Annotated in this window: 14 protein-coding genes and 1 pseudogene; 7 read left to right on the top strand and 8 right to left on the bottom strand. The window is 64.1% G+C overall.

The genetic code is table 11. The annotated features are described in order from the left end of the window. Positions 1–184: 184 nt before the first annotated feature. Complete coding sequence (locus FXV83_RS19025; protein WP_187435998.1) at positions 185–2,158, bottom strand: hypothetical protein; 1,974 nt, start codon at positions 2,156–2,158, stop codon at positions 185–187. A gap of 246 nt (positions 2,159–2,404) precedes the next feature. On the opposite strand from FXV83_RS19025, the gene FXV83_RS19020 reads away from it, so the two are divergent. Next, positions 2,405–4,714 (top strand): NADP-dependent malic enzyme, encoded by a 2,310-nt coding sequence (locus tag FXV83_RS19020; protein ID WP_148740920.1) that lies wholly within the window; start codon positions 2,405–2,407, stop codon positions 4,712–4,714. A gap of 360 nt (positions 4,715–5,074) precedes the next feature. Beyond that, entirely contained in the window at positions 5,075–5,527 is a 453-nt protein-coding gene (locus FXV83_RS19015; protein ID WP_148740919.1) for a DoxX family protein, read from the top strand. A gap of 90 nt (positions 5,528–5,617) precedes the next feature. Here FXV83_RS19015 and FXV83_RS19010 read toward each other — a convergent pair whose 3' ends face one another. The 4 genes and pseudogenes from FXV83_RS19010 to FXV83_RS18995 all read right to left on the bottom strand — a co-directional run bounded on the left by FXV83_RS19010 (position 5,618) and on the right by FXV83_RS18995 (position 9,685). Further along, the gene (locus FXV83_RS19010; protein WP_187436001.1) at positions 5,618–6,172 is read right to left on the bottom strand and encodes a dihydrofolate reductase family protein; all 555 of its coding nucleotides are present in this window, start codon (positions 6,170–6,172) and stop codon (positions 5,618–5,620) included. Positions 6,173–6,181: 9 nt separating this feature from the next. Beyond that, the gene (locus tag FXV83_RS19005; RefSeq protein WP_148740918.1) at positions 6,182–7,183 is read right to left on the bottom strand and encodes a polysaccharide deacetylase family protein; all 1,002 of its coding nucleotides are present in this window, start codon (positions 7,181–7,183) and stop codon (positions 6,182–6,184) included. Positions 7,184–7,347: 164 nt separating this feature from the next. After that, positions 7,348–7,913: pseudogene (locus FXV83_RS19000) on the bottom strand (glutathione peroxidase). A gap of 92 nt (positions 7,914–8,005) precedes the next feature. Then, the gene (locus tag FXV83_RS18995; protein WP_187435997.1) at positions 8,006–9,685 is read right to left on the bottom strand and encodes a L,D-transpeptidase; all 1,680 of its coding nucleotides are present in this window, start codon (positions 9,683–9,685) and stop codon (positions 8,006–8,008) included. A gap of 208 nt (positions 9,686–9,893) precedes the next feature. Between FXV83_RS18995 and FXV83_RS18990 the strand changes: the two genes are divergently transcribed. Further along, the gene (locus FXV83_RS18990; protein ID WP_148740916.1) at positions 9,894–10,445 is read left to right on the top strand and encodes a CreA family protein; all 552 of its coding nucleotides are present in this window, start codon (positions 9,894–9,896) and stop codon (positions 10,443–10,445) included. 12 nt (positions 10,446–10,457) lie between these two features. Here FXV83_RS18990 and FXV83_RS18985 read toward each other — a convergent pair whose 3' ends face one another. Continuing rightward, complete coding sequence (locus FXV83_RS18985; RefSeq protein ID WP_148740915.1) at positions 10,458–10,667, bottom strand: hypothetical protein; 210 nt, start codon at positions 10,665–10,667, stop codon at positions 10,458–10,460. Positions 10,668–10,917: 250 nt separating this feature from the next. Between FXV83_RS18985 and FXV83_RS45445 the strand changes: the two genes are divergently transcribed. Further along, positions 10,918–11,271 carry a hypothetical protein gene (locus FXV83_RS45445; protein ID WP_235939863.1) on the top strand — a complete coding sequence of 118 codons (354 nt, stop codon included), beginning with the start codon at positions 10,918–10,920 and terminating at the stop codon, positions 11,269–11,271. A 34-nt stretch (positions 11,272–11,305) separates the two neighbouring features. Then, positions 11,306–11,677, top strand: a complete 372-nt coding sequence (locus FXV83_RS18975) for a hypothetical protein (RefSeq protein ID WP_148740914.1) — start codon at positions 11,306–11,308, stop codon at positions 11,675–11,677. A 6-nt stretch (positions 11,678–11,683) separates the two neighbouring features. Here FXV83_RS18975 and FXV83_RS18970 read toward each other — a convergent pair whose 3' ends face one another. Together FXV83_RS18970 and pdxR are read right to left on the bottom strand one after the other, a co-directional pair. Continuing rightward, positions 11,684–11,929, bottom strand: coding sequence for a DUF6719 family protein (locus tag FXV83_RS18970; RefSeq protein ID WP_148740913.1), 246 nt, complete (start codon positions 11,927–11,929; stop codon positions 11,684–11,686). Positions 11,930–11,996: 67 nt separating this feature from the next. Beyond that, on the bottom strand, positions 11,997–13,469 hold the full coding sequence (pdxR, locus tag FXV83_RS18965; RefSeq protein WP_148740912.1) for a MocR-like pyridoxine biosynthesis transcription factor PdxR: 1,473 nt from the start codon (positions 13,467–13,469) through the stop codon (positions 11,997–11,999). Between the two features lie 75 nt (positions 13,470–13,544). On the opposite strand from pdxR, the gene FXV83_RS18960 reads away from it, so the two are divergent. Continuing rightward, positions 13,545–14,270 (top strand): pyridoxamine 5'-phosphate oxidase family protein, encoded by a 726-nt coding sequence (locus FXV83_RS18960; RefSeq protein WP_148740911.1) that lies wholly within the window; start codon positions 13,545–13,547, stop codon positions 14,268–14,270. 54 nt (positions 14,271–14,324) lie between these two features. Continuing rightward, positions 14,325–15,602: an ArgE/DapE family deacylase gene (locus FXV83_RS18955; RefSeq protein WP_148740910.1), complete on the top strand. Its 1,278-nt coding sequence runs from the start codon at positions 14,325–14,327 to the stop codon at positions 15,600–15,602. Positions 15,603–15,900: the final 298 nt, after the last annotated feature.

Genomic DNA, 15,900 nt, shown 5'->3' with positions numbered 1-15,900 from the left:
AGGGGGACTCTCCGCGGGGCGATCCGGCTGATATTGTGTCAGCTCTCTCCGCGTCGTCATTGCGAGCGCGGCGAAGCAATCCAGAGTCCATCCGCGGAAAGATTCTGGATTGCTTCGCCGCGCTCGCAATGACGGGGAGGGATTTTCGCTAGTTCAATTGCCACCCCTTGCGCAGGGATACGCTTTACAGTCCCGTCGACGCCTCGATCTTGAATTGCGCCAGCGTGCCCTCCGGGTCGGCATTGAAGAGCTGCATCAATTGCATCAGCGGCACGTTGGCGCGCGGCGTGACCTTGATGACGAGCGTCTGGCCCGGCGTCTCGATGAAGCTTGCGATCGCATCCACCGCCGTGCCCGCCTCCGGATTGGCGGCGGCGACGTCCGCTCGGTCCGCCCTGACGCTGTCGACGAGGGTCTGGCGCGCGGCGTCGCGGCTGACATTTCGTCCTCGCGCATTCTGCGTCACAGCGAAGTCGACGAAGCCATTGTCGCGCACTGAGAATTCGAGCGCGACAGCCTCAATCCGGGCCGCCTGACCCAAAAGCTGGGCGGGATCGGACGAAAACACCTCGCGCGGCACGTTGCCGAGTGCGATGCGTAATTTCGCTGTTGCGATCCCTCCGATGTCGAGGGTCGCCGGGGCCAGCACGAAGCTGTTGGACGACTCGGTCCACCCCGCGCCGAGATCAAGGTCAATCGCGAGCTTGTCGATGCCGCCGGCGATCAATGGAAGCTGCTTCGGATCGGATGGATCGATCGGCGTGACCATTTTGGCGACGACATGCGCCTTGGTCGGGATCGAGCCGACCAGCTGCCCCCAATCCACACTCAGCGTGTCGATTGTAACCAGCTTGTCGGTGTTCTTGAAAGGCGCGACGACGCCCTTGATCTCGGCGCCGTCGAGCACCCGAAACAGGCCCAGCATCTGATCGGGCGAGGGCCGCTGGCCGGGATCGGAGAAGCCTGCCGCCCGACGCAGCAGGTTCGCCACGCTGAACGATTTGAGGGCGAAGCGCTCCATCTTGATCTGGCCTTGTGGCGTGGGCGCATCGAGGCCTTCGAGGGCGAGTTCGCCCTGCCGGTATCTGATCGCCTTCAGCTTCGGCGTTGCCTGCGGGGTCGTCATCGACAGATTGCCGATGTCGATCCTGCCGACGCGAATACCCTCATAGAATCGCGCGAGCTTCTCCATCATCTCGCGCGATTGCGCCGGCGTCGGAAGTGACGTGCGATCGCTGGCCGGCAGCACCGCGAGGACCTCGGCCAGCCGGAATTTCGACGGCTGGAGCGCGATGTCGTCGATGGCGATCCCGTCGACCTGCACCCGTATGCCCGGTGTCGATGTCGCCACATATGGTCCGGTCGAGATCTGCCCGTAGGCTCGGTGATAGCTGTCGTCGCCCGCCTTCTGCGGATCGAGCGCGGCGGCCATCGCGGTCACGTCGATATCATTGATGGCGACGGTGGAGATTTCGCCGGTCAGCTTGTCCGCCTTGCCCACCGACTGCACGTTGATCGTGAAGTTGACGCGGTCCGCCTTCATGGCGTCGATCTTGCCCCGCTTCAGATTCTGGATCGCCAGCCCGGAATAGGAGATATCGCCGCTGCCGGCGGCACCGCCGCCTCCATCGAACGTGAAGGTCAGCGTCGGGGCCGTGACCGAAGATGCCGTCACACTGGCATATCGTTCGAGCGCGTAGCGGTACATGTCGATCGATGAACCGCCCGTTGGCACCTTCAGCGCGCTGAGAGGGCCGGCATAGTCCCGCATGGTCAGTTGCGGAATCTTGTATGAGCCTTTCAGCTTCGCCGGGCCAATTTCGCCCAGCGCAAGTTCGAGCCCCGCGATGTCGACGTTGTCGGCCGAAACGCGCGTCTCTTCGAGGAAGCGAACGCCCGTGCCCTTGATGCCGGCGATCTTGATCTGCGCTTGCGACTCGCTGCCGGGAGTGATCGCGATATCCTCGACCGTCAGCGTCCGGCTCATCGCATCGAATGCGATCTTGCCGTGGCTCGCCTTGCCGCCTTGCTTGCGGATCTGCTCGAACGCCGCCTCGACCTCGGCGGTGGCGCGATGTTTTGCGTAGAGATTGAAGCTGAACCATCCGGCCGCTCCGAGCACTGCGAGTAAGATCAGGCCGATCAGGATCCGCTTCATTCCCAGCTCCAGTTGCTCGTTTTGCACTGCGCAACCTGCCATATTCGCGAAACGCCGTGCGGTCCGGGGAAAGCTATGGTTTTCAAATATTTGACCGCCCGCCCTGTTGATGGGGCCGCAATCGGATGTTGCCACCGGGGCGCCGGCCGTGCTTCATCCCGTTTCCATGACCCGGAATACCGCGACCCGCGACAGGCCGGTCAGGACAACGTAATTTGAGGCCGGTAACGCGAGGCGAGGGACCGCATGTCGTCTTATTCTGATGATCTTCACCAGGCGGCGCTGGCCTATCATCGTCTGCCGCGCCCTGGAAAGCTCGAGATCCAGGCGAGCAAGCCGCTCGCCAACCAGCGCGATCTCGCACTTGCCTATTCTCCGGGTGTCGCCGCCGCCTGCATGGAGATCGCCAAGAACCCGGCGGAAGCCGCCTCATTGACGATCCGCTCCAACCTCGTCGCGGTGGTTTCGAACGGCACCGCGGTGCTCGGCCTCGGCAATATCGGTCCGCTCGCGTCGAAGCCTGTCATGGAAGGCAAGGCGGTCCTGTTCAAGAAATTCGCCGGTATCGACGTGTTCGACATCGAGATCGCGGCTGATACCATCGACCGCGTGGTCGAGACGGTGGCGGCGCTCGAGCCGACCTTCGGCGGCATCAATCTCGAGGACATCCGCGGACCGGAATGTTTCGAGATCGAGGCGCAGCTGAAGGAGCGCATGAAGATCCCGGTCTTCCATGACGACCAGCACGGCACCGCGATCATCGTTGCAGCCGCCATCACCAACGGTCTGCGGCTGAACGGCAAGAAGCTGTCGGACGTCAAGATCGTGGCGTCGGGGGCAGGGGCCGCAGCGATCGCAACCCTGAACCTCCTGGTGTCGATGGGGGCACAGCGCAAGAACATTTGGGTCTGCGACATCGACGGCCTCGTGCATGAGGGTCGCAACACCACGATGGATCGCTGGAAGGCGGTCTATGCGCAGAAGACCGACAACCGCACGCTCGGCGACGTGATCGGCGGCGCCGACATCTTCATCGGCCTCTCGGCGCCGGGCGTACTCAAGCCCGAGATGGCAAAGGCGATGGGCGACAAGCCCTTGATCATGGCGCTCGCGAACCCGACGCCGGAGATCATGCCGGAGGAGGCGCGCAAGGCGCGCCCGGACGCCATGATCTGCACCGGGCGCTCCGACTTTCCCAACCAGGTCAACAACGTCCTCTGCTTTCCCTTCATCTTCCGCGGCGCGCTCGACGTCGGCGCCACCGCGATCAACGAGGAGATGAAGCACGCCGCCGTCGAGGCCATTGCCCAGCTTGCACGCGAGGCGCCGTCGGATGCGGTGGCGCAGGGGTTTGACACCGGCGAGACACAAGGGTTCGGCCCGGGCTCGCTGATCCCGAGCCCATTTGATCCACGGTTGATTTTACGCATCGCGCCGGCCGTGGCCAAGGCCGCAATGGAGTCGGGCGTCGCGACGCGGCCCATTACCAACTTCGACGAATACACCGCGCTGCTCGAGCGCTTCGCCTTCCGCTCCGGCCTGGTCATGAAGCCGATGTTCGCCAAGGCCAAGACCCAGCCGGTGCGGGTGATCTACGCCGAAGGCGAGGACGAGCGCGTGCTGCGCGCCACGCAGGTGGTGCTCGAGGAGAACGTGGCGCGGCCGATCCTGGTCGGCCGTCCGTCGGTGGTGGAGGCGCGCATCAAGCGCTTCGGTCTCTCGATCCGGGCCGGCAAGGACTTCGATCTCATCAATCCCGAGGACGATCCGCGCTATCGCTCCTATGTGCAGTCCTATGTCGAGGTCGCCGGCCGCTGCGGCGTGACGCCGGACGCGGCGCGCACGGTGGTGCGTACCAACAATACGGTGATCGCGGCGCTCGCAGTGGTGCGCGGGGAGGCGGACGCCATGCTCTGCGGCGTCGAGGGCCGCTACATGAGCCATCTGCGCCATGTCCGCGAGATCATCGGCTTTTTCCCGGGCGTCAGCGACTACGCTGCGCTGGCGCTTCTGATCACCAGCAAGGGCGCGTTTTTCATCGCCGACACGCAGGTGCGCCCCAATCCGAGCGCGGAGGAGCTTGCCGAGATCGCTTCGCTGGCAGCGGTCCACGTTCAGCGTTTCAACATCAAGCCGAAGATCGCTTTCGTCTCGCATTCGGATTTCGGCAGCTACGACACCGAGTCCTCGCGCAAGATGCGCCGGGCGACTCAGCTGTTGAAGGATAAGCATCCGGAGATCGAGGCCGACGGCGAGATGCAGGGGGACACAGCGCTCTCGGCCGCCGCCCGAAAAATGGTGCTGCCGCACTCCAAGCTCGAGGGCGAAGCCAATATCCTGCTCATGCCGAGCCTCGACACGGCCAACGTCGCCTATCAGATGATCAAGTCGCTCGCGGACGCGCTGCCCGTCGGTCCGATCCTGATCGGCCCCGCGCGTCCGGCCCACATCCTCACCCCGTCCGTTACGGCACGTGGCATCCTCAACATGACAGCGGTTGCGGTGGTGGAAGCGCAGGAGCGCGCAGCGCGGCAGCAGCCGACGTTGTTTACGTAGCGAGCCGGTGCCGCGCGGGTGGTGCAAATCCTTCTCCCCTTGTGGGAGAAGGTGGCGCGAAGCGCCGGATGAGGGGTTGTTTCCGCGAGTCGAAATCTCGCGAGTTTTCCGTGCCGATAGATACCCTCACCCGTCTCGCCGCTGCGCCATAGCCGATGCGAAGCATCGGCGTTCTAAGGACGGCGGCCGAAGGCCGCCTATGCCACCCTCTCCCACAAGGGGCCCACAAGGGGAGAGGGGAAGAACGCGGCCGACTTTGAATAACTTGCAGTTCTCTATTTCCCCGTTTGTAAACCGCGAACGGACACTTCATAATCCCCTGAAGCGTCTCGCGCTCAGAGTTTTGCCAAGAGGCCGATCATGCCAGCGTTCGTGACTTTCGGGCGGATCCTGTTCGCCGTGCTGTTTATATACACGGGCGCGACCAAGCTGCTCGATATTCCCGGCACCGCCGAGATGATCGCCAGCAAGATCACAGTGCCAGACATCGTCGCAACCTATGCCCAGCAAGCCGAGCAGGCGACCGGCAAGACCACGCCGCAGCTGCTGGCGATCGCGGTCGGCGCGCTCGAGATCATCGCCGGCCTGATGATCGCGCTGAATTTCGGCGCGCGCTTCTTCGCGATGCTGCTGATCGTCTACGTCGCGGTCGCGACCGTGCTGTTCTATGATTTCTGGAACCAGGCGCCGCCTGACAACGGCAAGGTGCTGGTCGACGCGCTCAAGAACCTCTCGATCATCGGCGCGCTATTCATGATCATGGGCTACGGCCGTGCCACGCGTCCGGCCGAAGCGGCGTACGGGGACGTGTAGAGGTCTATAGGCGCCGCTCAAGGCATCCTGGCCGGCGGCCCGTTCTACTTTGCATGGGGTTGTTTTCTCAATTTTGAGAAGGCGGGAGGTTCAACCCGCCCGACGCCACGGCGTGACGGTCACCTCATGCGCCGCGTCAAGCAGGAACGGCGCGCCCGGCTTCATGCCGTGTGAAGCCAGCACCTGGTGCGGCGTCCGCGCCGGCACGCCGATAAAGCAGCCTTCGCCGCCGGGCAGGCGGACGTGCGGGGCCTCCGACAGCCAGAACGTGTCGTAGCGGTCCATGAACATGTCGAACACGAAGGGGCCGCCGATGATCGCGACGGTACCGGAGGCGACTTCGGCGAAGGCGCAGGCCTTCTCGAAGCTCGCATGATCCGGATTCCATAGCGTCGCGTTCGGCGTCTCCAGATCGACGGTGAGGGCCTTGATCTTGCGGGTTGCGATCAGCCGTTTGCGCTTCGGCGAGTTCGGCTGCTGCTCGTGCGAATGCCGGCCGTGCACGATCAATGCGGCGCGATCAAGCGCCTGCTCGAAGAACAGCTTGTCGCCTTCGAACTTGAGGCTGTCGGGCATGACATGATCCACGTCAGCGAGCATACCGTCGGCGGAGACGATGACGTAGCCTTCGATGCGGAAGGACAATGGCAACGGCTATTCGGAGACCGTCGTCACGACGCTGTTGACCGGCCGGTTGCTGACCGTCGGCAGCTTGACGTCCTTGAGCAGCTCCTGGTCATACTCGGGCAGCGTCGTGGCCGGGAACTTGGCGCGCATCGCCACCACCTTGAAGCCACCGGCCTTCAGGCGGTTCAGAAGTTCGGGAAGAGCCTCGGCCGTGTGCTTCTGGAAGTCGTGCATCAGGATGATGCCCTTGCCGAGCTTGTCGAGCTTTTTCATCACGGTGTCGATCACCTTCTCGGGCTTAGAGGCCTTGAAGTCGAAGGAGTCGAGGTCGCAGGAGAAGATCGCGATATTGCGGTTGCCGAGATAGGTGACCATCTCCGGCGGATGCTGGAGCGCCGGGAAGCGGAAGAACGGCGAGGGCGAGACGCCGCCGAGTGCCCATTTCACCGCGGAAAAGCCCTTCTCGATCTCATCCTTCTTCTGCTGCTCGGTGAGCTTCTTGTTGTTGAGATTGGCGTGCGACCAGGTGTGTGCGCCGATGGTGTGGCCGGCCGCGTAGACCTGCTTCAGGATCTCCGGCTCATAGGTCGAGTGCTTGCCGATCGGGAAGAAGATGCCGGTGGTGCACTGGTCGGCGAGCGCCTTGAGCACCGCCGGGGTGTTGCGCGGCCACGGGCCGTCGTCGAAGGTCAACACCACCTCGTGGTCGCGGAGGAAGTCGAGCTCCTTGAAATGCTCGAAGCCGAAGCCGGGGCCGCCAGTGGTATCAATCTCGACGGTGCGGGCGACGCCTAGCGCGTTCGGATTGTTGCAGGCAGCGCGAGCCGGCTGCGGCGCTTGTTGCGGCGGGATCGGTTTTGCCGCAGCCTGGGGTGCGGGCGCTGCTGCCGGAACCGGACCTGCCGGCGTCGCGGCCGGTACCGCCTGCGTTGCGGCTGCAGGCTTCGCGGCCGGGGTCTGCGACCATGCTGCGCCTGTCATCGCAACAGACATCGCGCTTGCCAAAATCAGTCCTGCCGCCACACGCATGGTGTTGTCCTCGAGATTGATCCCGTTGTTCCGCCGTGGCTTTTCGCCTCCGGCAAAACCATCCTGCCCCTTGTGATACTAGCCTAGATGGTGGCCCATCGCCATGGCAACGGCTGTTTGGCACTTCGCCCACAATTGTGCCCAACGGTGTTGGGGGCGATACGTCAACTGGCGGCCAGCGCCTTGGCGATTGCCGTCTTGACCCGCGTGTCGGTCGGCTCGACGGCCGATGCAAACACGTCGGCGATATAGCCGTCGCGGCCGATCAGATACTTGTGGAAGTTCCAGCGCGGAACGTCCCGGGGCCGCGCTTCCGCCGCCCATTTGTAGAAAGGATGCGCCTTCGGTCCCACCACGGCAGCCTTGGCCGCGATCGGGAAGGTAACCCGTATTGGTGGTGCGCGGTCTTCGAGATCTCGCTGCTGCCGCCGGGCTCCTGGCTACCGAAATCGTTGGAGGGCACGCCGATGACTGTAAGCCCGCGCTCCCGAAACTCGCTCCAGAGCTCTTGCAGACCCACATATTGTGGCGTGTAGCCGCAAAGCGAGGCGGTGTTGACCACCAGCAGCGGCCGGCCGGTGAAGGCAGCGAGGCGGATGTCGTCGCCGGACAATGCGGGGAAGGAGAAGGCGTAAGCCGAGATCCGGCTCATGCCGCCGTCGGCCAGCACGCGTGTTGAAGACGCGGCCGTCGCGAGAAGCGCGGCAAGCATGGTCCTGCGGTTCAGCATGGCGACGTCCCCCGACGTGATCCGCCACGCACTCTACTCCGTCAATGCGTTCGGCCTGCTCAACACCGCGTTATCTGGCGCGGCGACGCGCGCTAGCGCAGGCGGACGATGAAGTCGGTGCCTTCGCCGGTCTCGCCCTGGTTGAGGCCCTGGTCGGACACGATGATCGAGCCGCCGCTGGTCAGCATCTCGTTGACCTGGGCCATGGTGTCGGCAGGGATCGAGATCCGGTCGAGCGCCTCAGTCGGGCTGTCCGGTGTGACGACGGGCTTTGCCGCAACGGGGATCACGGCGGCCGTGCGCTGGCGGCGCGTTATGCGGCCGTCGTCCTCGCGCTCGGCGGAGCGGACGGAGACGGGCAGGGATACCACCGACCAACGCAGCGCATTGGCGTCGGTCTTGTCGACCACGGCGGTAAAGACATGCGTGCCGAGCGGCCGGTCGCTGGCCGCGATCGTGACGGGCACCTCGAACAGCGGCGCAAAGTTCTGCCGCACGTAAAGCTTGGAGTCCTTGCGGCTGATGAAAACCGCAATCTGGCCGGCCCGCTTCGGCACGTCCGGCTTCGCGGCGGGCGCGGGATCGGCGGCCCGAGTCTGATCCTTCCTCGTCTCAGGCAAGGCCGCCTGCTTGGCCGTCGTTGCCGTCACCGTCGCGTCAGCCTGCTTCGCGGGCTCGGACGTTGTAGTTTGAGCGGCTTCGGTCTTCGGGGCTTCGGCCTGCTCGGTCTTGGCGGCCTCCGCCTTCTTGACCGGCACTTCATCGGCGGTCATCGCCCTGGGCGATTCCGCAGCATCGACCGGATGCGCTTCGGCGTTCGCGGACTTGGCGGCTTCTTCGGCTTGAGGCTTCGCAGTCTGGGCAGTATCAGTCTTGACGTCGGACTTAACGTCGGACTTGGCCGCATCGTTGTGCGCCGACGCGTTGCCCGTCGTCGCATCCGACATCACAGCGTGGCCGACCGTCGAGCGCAGCTCCGGCATGGCCTCCGCGCTGGCGGACTTCGTCTCCACTGGTTTGGCTTCAGTGACCTTGGCTTCAGTGACCTTGGCGTCAGTCGCGCCCTTGTCTGCCTTGTCGCCGACCGTGGTCGTCGGTTCGAGGCTCGCAGCGGGCTGCGGCGGCACGCGCGCGGCGGCGAGCAGGGGATGTGAGAAGTCTTGCGGGGTCGTCTGGCCCGGCGTGACGATCACGCGCGCACCCATTCTGGTCCAATTCCACATCTTCACCGCGAACGCCATCGGCATGCGGATGCAGCCGTGCGACGCCGGATAGCCCGGCAGCACGCCGGCATGCATGGCGATGCCGGACCAGGTGATCCGCTGCATGTACGGCATCGGCGCGCCGCTGTAGATGTTGGAGTGGTGAAATTTGTGCTTCTGGATGACGCTGAACACGCCCATCGGCGTCGAATGGCCCTTCATGCCGGTCGACACCGGCGATTCCGCAAACACGCCATGGGTGTCGTAGACGGTGACCTTTTGACGGTCGATCGAGACGATGATGACGAGCGGCCCTTGCGGCTTCGCGCCGGCCTCCTTTTCGGCGACGACCTCTTTCTTCCCGGTCGCACCACGCTTCTGCGGCTTTTGCCGGGGCCCCTCGATATGGCGCTCCTGCCGGCCGTAAGACCCGTCGGAATAATCAGTCCAATAATAAAACGCTGCTTCGGCCTGGTTTGCCGTACCGATCGCACCCGCCGCCGTCAAAATGGCGACCTGCCAGAGCCGCGCCGGCTTGGCAGAGAAACCAGACCCGTTCACGCTATTCATCCTCGAATCCATAATCCAAATCAGATGTTAGTCTCACAGAGGGGATACGCGTTCACCAGCACGGCAGTTCTGCCATCAGCTACATTTGTCCAAGCCGTAGCAAAAAAGCCTCACGGAGCGGTAAACGGTGGCCGTGATCGGGCGCTTGTCGCCTTCCTGGCCGGCGTTCGCGTGCCTACATTGCGGGGAGTTGCTACCGGAGAACTTCATGTCATCCCGTTTCCCCGTTCTTTCCGACATCCGCTTGAAAGATATCGCTTTATTGCTCGTGCTGCTGGTCGTGCCTGTGGCGTCCGCGTCCGCTGCGGACGAGCCGGATCTGATCTTCCGCCGCTCTACAGTGTTCAAATGGGTCAGCCCGAACGACAAGCTCGCGACCTACGGCCTCGACGATCCCGAGGTCGAGGGCGTCGCCTGTCATTTCACAGTGCCGGAGAAGGGCGGTTTCAAGGGTTGGCTGGGCCTGGCCGAGGAGGTCTCGGACGTCTCGCTTGCCTGCCGCCAGGTTGGACCGATCAAGTTCAAGGACAAAGGGATGGGGCAGGGCGACGATATGTTCCGCCGGCGACGCTCGCTGTTCTTCAAGAAGATGCAGATCGTGCGCGGCTGTGACGCCAAGCGCAACGTGCTCGTCTACATGGTCTATTCGGACAAGCTGATCGAGGGATCGCCGAAGAACTCGACATCGACCGTGCCGATCATGCCGTGGGGACCGGCTGACGCCAACGTCCAGAAGTGCGGCGAGTTCTTCACTCAGTGAGGTGTTGCGCGTTCACTCAGTGACGCGTTGGCGGCTGACGCGGGATTTGGCGAGGTGCGAGCCGGTCAGCCGCACGAACGCCTGCGGCGCGGCCTCGAAGCCGCGGCTCGATTGCACTGCCATGGCGCCAGCCGAGGCCGTGCCGTCGCGAACGGGGCGTTGATCTGTGCGCTCGGTCCGCTGGCCCGCGTCGCGCGCCGTTGCGCGATCTTTCGCCATCATGATGGCCTTCCCTCACGTGAACCCACCCGGTGGTGATCCGGGCTTGTCGGTTTCGATGGCATGGGTCGCGCGCGACGCGCTCCCGGTTCGACGAGCCCAGCCTCGTTCGGGTCTCTTCAGCAGAAAAACGTAAAATGCATGTGAAGCGTGGAAGGCATGAATGTGACCGTGCTCCGGCGCAGCACGCTTCCGGGGCTTGAGCGGCGCTTACCGGACCGCTTTGAGCCACCGCGCGACCCATCTGAAATGATTGAAGTTTCCCGCCGAATGTTTCGTCGCCCAGGAGCGACGAAACAATTCTCACGAACACGAAACCATTTTCCGCCTTTGGCGCATCACGCGCGAAACCGCGCATGGTTATCAACCTCCCAACGACGACGGCTCACCGCAGGCCACGGAACCTGGAGACAAGTCCATGCGCGCGCTTAGCTTCATCCTTGCTTTTGGGTTCGTATTCGCCGGTTCCTCGTTCGCGGGATCGCCCGACGGCAATCTGCCGGGCGTCGGCACCTTCCAGTACAGCGGCTCGCCGGTCACAACCACCGCGCCGCAGGCGCTCGTGACCAGGGCGCCGCAGGCAATCGTGGTCGCAGCGCGCTTCTGATCGCCAACAAGAAAATCAGCCGGTAAAGGCCATCATGCTTGTTCGTCTCTGCGCCGCAGCATTCATTTCCTTTTTGACGATCAGTTCCGTCCAGGCGCAGGTGCGCTCTCCCAGCCGACTTCCCGATCCCCGCATCGAGTTCGTGCGCCAATGCGCGCCGCGCATGCTCGGGCGCTGGGAACATCCCGAGGAAGTTTGCGGTTGCCTGCATGATCATGCTGCCGCAGTCGTCGAGGATCGCGACCTGCGCGAGGCGCTGTTGCGCGGCATCAGCGAGACCGGAGTGCCGACGATCGAGACCGATTGGGTGCCGACGTCGAAGCAGAGCGAGATCGGCCCCACTTTCACCAAGATCGCCAAGCCGACTTTGCAGTGCATGTTCGATCCGGCGAAGCACGGCTCTTAAGCGCAGCTATTTCGATTTCGGACCGAACCGCGGCACGCAGGTGCTGGTTCGCGAGACCCCCTTGTCGGTCATCTTCGCGCCGCGCACCTCCTTGACCTGCCCGGCGGGGCAGGTTCCGTCATCCACCTGCACACGCTGGCCGAGCTTGAGATCAACGATGTCCTGCTCGCGCCCGACGGTGCCCGCGCGTGCCGTCGTGGCGAACGCGAGGCAGATCAGGAGCGAGAGGCAGGTCGCGCAGCGCTTCAGCATGGTGTGAGATCCCGGCATCGATGCTGCAATGTAGGGAGCGGCACGCGATTCTGACAGGAAAGCTTCGTCACGCCCGCTGAGCCGATTGGCCTCTCGCGCGCAGGGCGGCGCGCGATTCGCGCGCGAGGCGCTCGGCTGATGCTACCAGTTGCGGAACCGTATGGCCGGAAAATCCCAGCACGAATCCGGGCAAGGGACGTGCCCGCGCGTAGGTGTCGGCCAGCAGCCAACCTTCCACGCCGGCGGCCCGTTTTGCCTCTGCCGCAACCGCGGGGGCCACTGAGGGATCGAACCGCGCGACCAGATGCAGGCCCTGCGAGGGCACCGGCACCGACAGCGCGCCGTCGGAAGCCGCTTCCAGCGTTTCGGCCAGCGCGTCGCGCGCCTCCCGATAGAGCTTTCGCACGCGCTTCAGGTTTGCGGCGAAGGCACCGGAATTGAGCATGTCGGCAACCGCGCCTTCCATCAGCGTGCCGGGAAAGCGGTCGAGTGCGGCCCGCGCGGCGGTGACGTCCGCGATCAGGCCTTCGGGCAGGGCGCAATAGCCGATGCGGAGGCCCGGAAACAGCGTCTTGGCGAACGTGCCCATGTAGATCACCCGCTGGAGATGATCGATGCCGGCGAGCGACATCAGCGGCGCGCCGTCGTAGCGAAACTCGCTGTCGTAATCGTCTTCGAGCACGAATGCGCCAGCCTGCTTCGCCCAGTCGAGAAGTTCGAGCCGCCGCGGCATCGACATCTGCACGCCCAGCGGAAACTGATGCGACGGCGTCACATAGGCCGCACGCGCGGATGGTGCCGCGGCCCGACCCTCGGCGACGTGCAGCCCATGCGGATCAACGGGAATGGGGACGGTGCGATAGCCGCATTGCGCGATGGTCCTGCGTGCAATGGGATAGCCGGGATCCTCGCACCAGACCTGATCCTTCGCCTTCAGGATCGTGCCGAGCACGATGCGCAACGTGTGCAGCGTGCCTGACGTGAGCATGATCTGGTCGGGGTCGCAGCGCAGTCCCCGCGCCGACAACAGATGATCGGCGATCGCAACCCGCAGCTCGCGGCTGCCGCGCGGATCGCCGTAGTGCAGATGCTCGGCGCCGAAAGCGCGCATGCGCCGGCCGACGATGGCGCGAAAGCGCTGCACCGCGCGCTCGTCGATATGGGTGCAGCCGAGCGAGAGCGCGCCCTGCCGCGGCGATTCGACCGCGGCCTTCGTTTTCTTTGGCGTCGCGGCTCGGGCCGGGATGCGCGCGGCGACGAAGGTGCCGGAGCCGACGGTGGCTTGCGCGAAGCCGTCGGCGATCAGGCGCTCATAGGCGCTCACGACGGCGTTGCGGCAAAATCCCGTCTGTTTGGCCAGCGTCCGCGACGGCGGCAGCGGTTCGCCGGGCTTCACGAGGCCTCCGACGATCATCTCGCACAGCGCCTGGTACAGCCGGTGCGCGGCAGAGGCGCCGGCCGTGACGTGCGGGCCGGTGAGGTCGAGCGGCAGCTCGGCCTTGGCCGGTGAGGAGGGGAAATTGGTCGCCATATTTTGCATGGAATTGGCACTATCGCAGACCAAATCCGCGGCTACAACTGTGATGGAATTCTTGCAACGCCTACAGGAGCGGCCGTGAGCCAAGCTGAGACTCAAAATTCCTATCCGACATCGGCGCGCAACCAGGTGAAGCGCCGTCACGACCGCGGCTTCTACGACCACGCCACCGTTCACCGCATCCTGGACTCCTCGATGCTCTGCCACGTCTCCTATGTGATCGACGGCCAGCCCTATTGCACGCCGACCTTCTTCTGGCGCGAGGGGACGCGCCTTTACTGGCACGGCTCGAGCGCCAGCCGCATGCTGCGTAACCAGACGAGGGGTGAGCGGGTGTGCCTGACGGTCGCCCATCTCGACAGCCTGGTGCTGGCGCGCTGCGGCTTTAATCACTCGGCTGACTACCGCGCCGTGATGGCGTTCGGCACGGCCTATCTCGTCACCGACCCCGAGGAGAAGGAGCGCGCGGTGGTCGCGATGGTCGACCGCTTCTTCCCGGATCGCACCGCGAGCCTGCGCCAGAGCAACGCGCAGGAGATCAAGGCGACCTCCTTCATCGCGATGGAGATCGAGGAAGCCTCGGCAAAAGTCCGCGCCAAGGGTGTTGCCGATGACGATGAGGACTATGCGTTGCCGATCTATGCCGAACGCATTCCGGTGCGCACCGTGCTCGGCGCGCCGGAGCCATGCCCGCGCGTGCGCGATGGCGTGACTCGGCCTGCGACGTTGAATGGCTATTCGGAAGGCCGACTGCTCGAAGATGCATTGCGGGATGCTTATTTTGTGCAGTACCCGAACGGCTGAAATCGGCTAGCTTGCGCTCCTTCGATGAACTGAATGCCCGATTGGAGTTGCCTGATGAATGCCGAAACGCAGCAGAGGATTCTTGACGCCGTCGATGCCGGCTTTGAAGCCCAGCTTGCGACCACAAGTGACTTCGTCGCGATCCCCTCGACCCGCGGTGCGGAGGGGCCTTGCCAGGACATGATTGGCGACCTCCTGCGCATGCGCGGCTACGAGGTCGATGACTGGCATCTCGATGTCGACGACTTGAAGGATCTGCGCGGTTTCGGCCCGATCGAGCACGATTTCTCGAAGGCGCGCTCCGTGGTCGGCACCTACCGCCCGCAAACCAACGGCGGCAAATCGCTGATCCTCCAGGGGCATTGCGACGTGGTGCCGGCGGGGCCGCTGGAATTGTGGGACACGTCGCCATTCTCGCCGGTCATCAAGGACGGCAAGATGTTCGGCCGCGGCGCCTGCGACATGAAGTCCGGCACCATCGGTGCACTATATGCGCTGGACGCGATCAAGACTGCGGGCTTCAAGCCGACGGCACGGATCCATTTCCAGTCGGTGATCGAGGAGGAGAGCACCGGCGTCGGTGCGCTCTCGACGCTTCAGCGCGGTTATCGCGCCGATGCCTGTTTCATCCCCGAGCCGACGGGCGGCAAGATGGTGCGCTCGCAGGTCGGCGTGATCTGGTTTCGCCTGCGGGTGAAGGGCCATCCGACTCACGTCGCCTTTGCCGGCTCCGGGGCGAATGCGATCATAGCGGCGTATCATTTGATCCAGGCGATCCAGAAGCTGGAGATCGAATGGAACGAGCGCGCGAAAGCAGATCGCCATTTCAAGACGCTCAACCATCCCATCAACTTCAATCCCGGCATCATCAAGGGCGGCGACTGGGCCTCCAGCGTGCCGGCCTGGTGCGACGTCGATTGCCGCATCGCGGTCTTGCCGGGCTGGTCGGTCGCCGATCATCAGAAGGAGATTCTGGCCTGCGTCGCCGCCGCCGCGCGCAACCACCGCTTCCTCGCCAACAATCCGCCGGAGATCGAATGGTCGGGCTTCCTGTCGGAAGGCTATGAACTGACCGGCGCCGCCGCGCCGGAAGCAGCGTTCGCAAGAGGCTTCGAGAAAGTCTACGGCGGGGCGGTCGAAGACCTGGTCTTCACCGCGCTTACCGACACCCGCTTCTACGGCCTCAACTACGGCATTCCCAGCCTCTGCTTTGGCGCCAGCGGCGGCGAGATGCACGGCTTCAACGAATATGTCGACCTGGAGTCGCTGAAGAAGTCGACGAAAGCGATGGCGCTGTTCATTGCGGAATGGTGCGGGGTGGAGAAGGGTTAGCGAGAGGCTCTGCTTTTTCCACCGTCATTGCGAGGAGCTCGCGACAAAATTGCGGAGCAATTTTGCGCGGATGCGACGAAGCAATCCAGACTACCGCCGCGGAAAGACTCTGATTGCTTCGCTTCGCTCGCAATGACTGAACGTGAAGCTAGTTTCTCATGCTGAGGAGCTTGCGCAACCAGCGTTTCGAAGGATGAAGACCTGGCCGGTGGCCTTCGCCCTTCGAGACGCCGCTTCGCGGCCCTAGGGTGAGGGGGAAATTTCTTGCCTTTGCGGCCCGTGCCCGAAACGAGGGCGG

The organism is Bradyrhizobium hipponense (assembly GCF_008123965.1).
Classification (GTDB): Bacteria; Pseudomonadota; Alphaproteobacteria; order Rhizobiales; family Xanthobacteraceae; genus Bradyrhizobium; species Bradyrhizobium hipponense.
Note: the sequence above shows the minus strand (reverse complement) of the source record. Positions and strands in the feature narration are given on the sequence as shown.

Excerpts from the sequence above, each read along its gene's own strand:
- FXV83_RS19025 (WP_187435998.1), bottom strand. The coding sequence starts at position 2,158 with ATGAAGCGGATCCTGATCGGCCTGATCTTACTCGCAGTGCTCGGAGCG.
- FXV83_RS19020 (WP_148740920.1), top strand. The coding sequence starts at position 2,405 with ATGTCGTCTTATTCTGATGATCTTCACCAGGCGGCGCTGGCCTATCAT.
- FXV83_RS19015 (WP_148740919.1), top strand. The coding sequence starts at position 5,075 with ATGCCAGCGTTCGTGACTTTCGGGCGGATCCTGTTCGCCGTGCTGTTT.
- FXV83_RS19005 (WP_148740918.1), bottom strand. The coding sequence starts at position 7,183 with ATGCGTGTGGCGGCAGGACTGATTTTGGCAAGCGCGATGTCTGTTGCG.
- FXV83_RS18995 (WP_187435997.1), bottom strand. The coding sequence starts at position 9,685 with ATGAATAGCGTGAACGGGTCTGGTTTCTCTGCCAAGCCGGCGCGGCTC.
- FXV83_RS18990 (WP_148740916.1), top strand. The coding sequence starts at position 9,894 with ATGTCATCCCGTTTCCCCGTTCTTTCCGACATCCGCTTGAAAGATATC.
- FXV83_RS18985 (WP_148740915.1), bottom strand. The coding sequence starts at position 10,667 with ATGATGGCGAAAGATCGCGCAACGGCGCGCGACGCGGGCCAGCGGACC.
- FXV83_RS18975 (WP_148740914.1), top strand. The coding sequence starts at position 11,306 with ATGCTTGTTCGTCTCTGCGCCGCAGCATTCATTTCCTTTTTGACGATC.
- FXV83_RS18970 (WP_148740913.1), bottom strand. The coding sequence starts at position 11,929 with ATGCTGAAGCGCTGCGCGACCTGCCTCTCGCTCCTGATCTGCCTCGCG.
- pdxR (WP_148740912.1), bottom strand. The coding sequence starts at position 13,469 with ATGCAAAATATGGCGACCAATTTCCCCTCCTCACCGGCCAAGGCCGAG.
- FXV83_RS18955 (WP_148740910.1), top strand. The coding sequence starts at position 14,325 with ATGAATGCCGAAACGCAGCAGAGGATTCTTGACGCCGTCGATGCCGGC.